The organism is Trebonia sp. (assembly GCF_049794275.1).
GTDB lineage: Bacteria > Actinomycetota > Actinomycetes > Streptosporangiales > Streptosporangiaceae > Trebonia.
In genome coordinates this window covers 1-5119 of sequence record NZ_JBARCR010000352.1, presented here as the reverse complement: position 1 = coordinate 5119, position 5119 = coordinate 1, and the positions used below count along the sequence as shown (strand labels likewise).

General features: G+C 71.2%; 6 protein-coding genes. 4 read left to right on the top strand and 2 right to left on the bottom strand.

All coding sequences use genetic code 11. From position 1 onward, the window contains the following. Nucleotides 1–863, bottom strand: an 863-nt coding sequence (locus WA805_RS09745) for an A/G-specific adenine glycosylase (protein ID WP_424561444.1), incomplete at its 3' end; no start/stop codon positions are given. Nucleotides 864–925: 62 nt separating this feature from the next. On the opposite strand from WA805_RS09745, the gene WA805_RS09740 reads away from it, so the two are divergent. Continuing rightward, a complete protein-coding gene (locus WA805_RS09740) occupies nt 926–1666 on the top strand; it encodes a hypothetical protein (protein ID WP_422284626.1) in 741 nt (246 codons plus the stop codon). 10 nt (nt 1667–1676) lie between these two features. On the opposite strand, the gene radA is transcribed toward WA805_RS09740, so the two are convergent. Beyond that, on the bottom strand, nt 1677–3092 hold the full coding sequence (gene radA / locus WA805_RS09735) for a DNA repair protein RadA (RefSeq protein ID WP_422324215.1): 1416 nt from the start codon (nt 3090–3092) through the stop codon (nt 1677–1679). Nucleotides 3093–3176: 84 nt separating this feature from the next. Here radA and WA805_RS09730 point away from each other — a divergent pair, with 84 nt between their 5' ends. From WA805_RS09730 to WA805_RS09720, 3 genes are all read left to right on the top strand, one after another. Next, nucleotides 3177–3992, top strand: coding sequence for a sugar phosphate isomerase/epimerase family protein (locus WA805_RS09730; RefSeq protein ID WP_422276188.1), 816 nt, complete (start codon nt 3177–3179; stop codon nt 3990–3992). A 185-nt stretch (nt 3993–4177) separates the two neighbouring features. After that, nucleotides 4178–4579, top strand: coding sequence for a helix-turn-helix domain-containing protein (locus WA805_RS09725; protein ID WP_422276186.1), 402 nt, complete (start codon nt 4178–4180; stop codon nt 4577–4579). A gap of 28 nt (nt 4580–4607) precedes the next feature. After that, nucleotides 4608–4952 (top strand): DUF2516 family protein, encoded by a 345-nt coding sequence (locus WA805_RS09720; protein ID WP_422276184.1) that lies wholly within the window; start codon nt 4608–4610, stop codon nt 4950–4952. Nucleotides 4953–5119: the final 167 nt, after the last annotated feature.

Sequence of the window (5119 nt, the reverse complement as noted above, 5' to 3'; positions counted from 1 at the left end):
GGGAGGGCGAAGGTGCCGTTGGGGAGGGGGTCTGCCAGGCCGTCGGCTACCAGGCCGTCCAGGGCGCGGGCTCGCTGGGGCGTGTCTGGCCATACGAGGTCGAAGCGCTCGGGCGGGACTGGTTGCGCCGAATCCCGCAGCAACCCCAGCAAGCGCCCGCGGCATTGGCGGTCGGTGCCCTCGTAACGCTGGCCTGCTGGCCTGGTCGCGGCTGGCGGGCTGCCGTTCGCCAGCCACTTGCAGTGGGTCGATACCGGGCAGGTACCGCATTTGGGGCGGGCGGCTGTGCAGGTCAGGGCGCCTAGTTCCATGACCGCTACTGACCAGCGGGCCGCGGTGGCCGGGGCTTCAGGGAGCAGCGACTCGGCCAGCCGGTATTCGGCGGTGGAGGGCTGCCGGCCGGGGAATTCCTCGCCGGAGGCCAGCCTCGCGAGGACTCGCCGGACGTTCGTGTCGAGGACCGCGTGGCGATCGCCGAAGGCGAAGACGGCTACCGCCGCTGCCGTGTAGCGGCCGATGCCGGGGAGGGCCAGCAGCGCCTCGTGGGTGGACGGGACTTCGCCGGCGTGATCGCGGGTGATGATCGTGGCGGCCTCGTGGAGGCGGAGGGCGCGGCGGGGATAGCCCAGGCGGCCCCACTGCCGGACTGCCTCGCCTGCGGGGTCGGCGGCCAGCGCGGACGGAGACGGCCACCTGGCCAGCCAGGCCCGGTGGGCGGGCAGGACGCGGCTCACCGGGGTCTGCTGCAGCATGATCTCGCTGACCAGCACCGACCACGGGCTCGCGCCCGGCGCCCGCCACGGCAGGTCGCGGGCGTGCGCCGAATACCAGGCGAGAACCGGCTCGGCGTGCGGCGACGTCATGAGAAGCATTATCCCCGGCGCGGCAACCGGACCGCCCGCATCGCAGACTGCATACTCTTCGCATGCGATGGAACGCGAATCGTCGTTCAGGCAGGCCGACGGACCCGAGCGCCTACTGGCGGCGCCGGTTCTTCATCCTCGGCGGCGGCCTCGCGGTGCTCGCGGTCCTCGCGTGGCAGTTCACCGGCAAGGGGCCGTCGGCCGGCACGCCGGCGGCCGTCGGCTCGTCCATGGCCGCGCTCCAGGCGGGAGAGACGCTCCCGTCGGCGGCGTACGGCAGCCCGGCGGCCGCGCCCTCGCTCACCACCCCAGCCGAGATTCCGCCGACCACCGCTCCGCCGGTTACCCCAAGCGCGAAGCAGTCAAGCGCCCAGCCGAGTGCGACGGCCAGCGCCTCCGCCGGGGCCGCCGGACCGAGCTGCGCGCCGGGCGACATCGTGCTCACCCTGGTCACGAGCCAGGCCAGCTACGGGCAGACGGCGCAGCCTGAGTTCCACGTGTACGCGGTGTCGACCGCCAGCAGGGCGTGCCAGCTGCCGTACGGCGCCGGATCCGTGCGCGTGGTCGTCACCAGGCTCGGTCAGGTGGTGTGGGATTCCTCGGCGTGCAAGGCCGCCGCCGCCAAGCCGGTCCAGTTCCAGCTCGGCGTCCCGCAGCTGCTGACGGTCTCGTGGAACCGGCAGGCCACGGGCCCGTCCGGCTGCGCCGGATCACTTCCCGCTGGCGCCACGGGCACCTTCGACGCCGTAGCGCAGACGGCCGGCCAGTCCAGCCACGTCACTACCTTCACGCTGGACCGCTGATCATGCCCCGCTAATCCCGCAGCGCCGCCTGCATCGCTTCACGCACGTCCTCCACCTCGACGACCTCCATGCCGGACGACCCCCCCGAGGAGGCCGCATCCGAGCCTGATGGGACGATGGCGCGGCGGAAGCCCATCCGCTCGGCCTCCGCGACCCGGCGCGGCACGCCCGCCACGTTCCGCACCTCGCCGGCCAGGCCCACCTCGCCGACCGCGATCACGCCCTGCGGGACGGACAGGTTCGCCACCGAACTGGCCAGCGCGAGCGCGACCGCCAGGTCCACCGACGGCTCGGTCAGCCGCACTCCGCCAACGGTCGCCGCGTACACGTCCTGCTTGCCTATCTTGACGTCGGCGCGGCGCTGCAGCACCGCGAGCACCATGCCCACCCGGGAGGCGTCGAGTCCGGAGGTGACACGGCGCGGCATCTCCAGCGCGGACTGGCACACGAGCGCCTGCACCTCCGCGAGCAGCGGCCGCCGCCCCTCCAGCGTGACGGTGACGCACGTGCCCGGCACCGGCTCGCGGTGCCGGGAGAGGAACAGGCCGCTCGGGTCGGCGAGGCCGATCATGCCGTACTCGCCAAGGTCGAAGCAGCCGACCTCGTCGGTGGGGCCGTACCGGTTCTTGACCGCGCGGACCATGCGCAGCCGCGAGTGCCTGTCGCCCTCGAAGTGCAGCACCACGTCGACGATGTGCTCGAGCGTGCGCGGGCCGGCGACCGAGCCGTCCTTGGTCACGTGCCCGACGAGGATCGTCGCCATCGCCCGTTCCTTGGCCACCGCGGTCAGCGCCGCGGCGACCTCCCGCACCTGGGTGACGCCGCCGGGCACGCCGTCCACGTCGACGGCCGCGATCGTCTGCACCGAGTCGATGATCAGCAGCCTTGGCTGGACGCATTCCACGTGTGACACGATCGCGCCCAGGTCCGTCTCCGCGGCCAGGTAGAGGTTCTCGCTCACCCCGCCGATCCGGTCGGCACGGAGCCTGACCTGTGCGGCGGACTCCTCGCCAGTGATGTACAGCACCGGCCCGTCCGCCGCCACCATGGCGCCCGCCTCGAGCAGCAGGGTCGACTTGCCGACACCAGGCTCGCCGGCGAGCAGCAGCACCGCGCCGGGAACCAGGCCGCCGCCGAGCACCCGGTCAAGCTCGTCGAGGCCGGTCGGCCTGGCGGCGGCCTGCGCCGCGTCCACCTTCCCGATCGGCATCGCTGCCGTGCTCACCGGGCCGCCGCCCAGCCGTCCGGCGCGCGAAACACCGGAACCGCCGTAGGCCGCTGCCCGGATCCCGGCGCGCACCAGCCGCGACGGCACCGCCGTCTCCTCGACCGTGCCCCATGCCTGGCACTCACCGCACCGCCCGACCCACTTGGGCGTCTGCCAGCCGCACTCGCTGCAGCGGAACCCAGCCGTCGACTTCGCCATGGTCGCACCATAGCGACGCGGTCTGACATTCGACTGCGGCGGCGAGCATAAGCTGAAGGAAGCCGCACCACGGAAGGGAAAGCGTTGACTGGGCTACCTGTGACCCCCGTCGTGCTGTCCACGTCGTCCGTCTATCCGGAACGGACCACGGACGCCTTCGAGGCCGCCGCGCGCCTCGGCTACGACGGGCTCGAGGTGATGGTCTACACGGACCCGGTGAGCCAGTCAGCCGACGCGCTCGCGGGCCTGATCGACTACCACCAGGTCCCCGTGCTCGCGGTGCACACGCCCAGCCTGCTGCTCACCCAGCTCGTCTGGGGCCGGGAACCATGGGCCAAGCTGCTGCGGGCCAAGGAACTGGCCGAGCGGGTGGGCGCGAAGGTGGTCGTGCTGCACCCGCCGTTCCGCTGGCAGCGCGACTACGTGCGCGGGTTCGAAGAGGGCGTGGCCAAGATGGCAGAAGAGACCGACGTCACCTTCGCCGTGGAGAACATGTTCCCGCTCCGGGCAGGCACCACCGAGGTGTCCGGGTACGCGCCGCACTGGGACCCGACCATCCTTGACCTGCCGAACGTGACCCTGGACCTGTCGCACACCGCCGCCTCCGCTTCCGACGCGATCGCGATGGCGAACGAGCTTGGCCCGCGGCTTGCGCACGTCCACCTGGCCGACGGCACCGGCGTCACGAACGGTCCCGTGCCCGACGAGCACCTGGTGCCCGGGCGCGGCCGGCAGCCGTGTGCCGAGCTGCTGCGCGGCATCGCAGCGACGGGCTACCGGGGGATGGTGGTCGCCGAGGTGAAGACCACGCGCGCGGCGACGAGGGACGACCGGCTCGCGGACCTGGCCGAGACGCTGGCCTTCGCCAGGAACCACCTGGCCCCGGTCCCGGCTGCCTGAGGCCTGGCATTCTGAGACCAGGCATTCTGAGACCAGGCATTCTGAGACCAGGCATGCCAACCAGGAGGCGAGACATGACCGGCACGCTGATTACCGTGGCGGAGGCCCGCGCGTTCCTCTGCATACCCTCCTGACCTGCGCTTGCTGGGAGTTTGCAATTGCAAGCAGTCGGGTAGACTGAGAGTATGGCAACAATCGGTGACTACATTCGGCAGCAGCGCGAACAGGCGAAGATCTCGCTGCGCCAGCTGGCCGACCAGGCAGGCGTCTCCAACCCGTACCTCAGCCAGATCGAGCGGGGGCTCCGCAAGCCCAGCGCGGACATCCTGCAGCAGATCGCCAAGGGGCTGCGGATCTCGGCGGAGGCGCTCTACGTGCAGGCCGGCATCCTCGAGGACAGGCCCGGTGACTCGGGCGTGCGCTCCGCGCTCCTCACCGACCCGCAGCTTACCGAGCGGCAGAAGCAGGTCCTGATCGAGATTTACGAATCCTTCCGCAACGAAAGCCAGCCGACGCCGCCTAAGGCGGAAGTGATCGCCGTCACTCGCACGCCCGACGAGCCGGATGACTCCGCGGACCAGTCCTAGAACACTCCGGACAAGGTAGCGTGGACCCGTGGCCTCAATAACCGGCAGCGGGCCGTATAGCCCGCTCAATTACTTCTTCGTAGCGCTCGCGGTGGCGGCGTTCGTGGTGGAAGCCTGGGCCTTCATCGACGCCATCATCAGGCCCGCGCAGGCGTTCCGCGCGGTTGGCAAGCTGAGCAAGCCGATCTGGCTGATCATCCTCGGCGTCGCCTTCGTGCTCGGGCTCTATGCCGCTGCTTACGGCGGCATAACCGGCATCCTCTCGGTGGCCGCGTTCGTCGCCGCGGCCATCTACCTCGCCGATATGCGGCCGAAGGTGAAGGAGTTCGGCCGCGGCAGCAGGAACAACTCAGGTCCGTACGGTCCCTGGTAGCAGGCTTGCCGGGGAGTCACCACGGGCCCGTTCTGGATAACTGGTTCTTAAGCCATCGCCAGCAGCAGCAGCGGTGTCAGGACAAGCGCGGCGGCGGACAGCACGACCACGGCCTGGGCGGCGCGGCACAGCGGCGGCGGTGGCGCGAGCAGCCGGTTGACCCGCGC

Coding starts and splice junctions, on each gene's coding strand:
- WA805_RS09740 (WP_422284626.1), top strand. CDS start 926: ATGCGATGGAACGCGAATCGTCGTTCAGGCAGGCCGACGGACCCGAGC.
- WA805_RS09725 (WP_422276186.1), top strand. CDS start 4,178: ATGGCAACAATCGGTGACTACATTCGGCAGCAGCGCGAACAGGCGAAG.
- radA (WP_422324215.1), bottom strand. CDS start 3,092: ATGGCGAAGTCGACGGCTGGGTTCCGCTGCAGCGAGTGCGGCTGGCAG.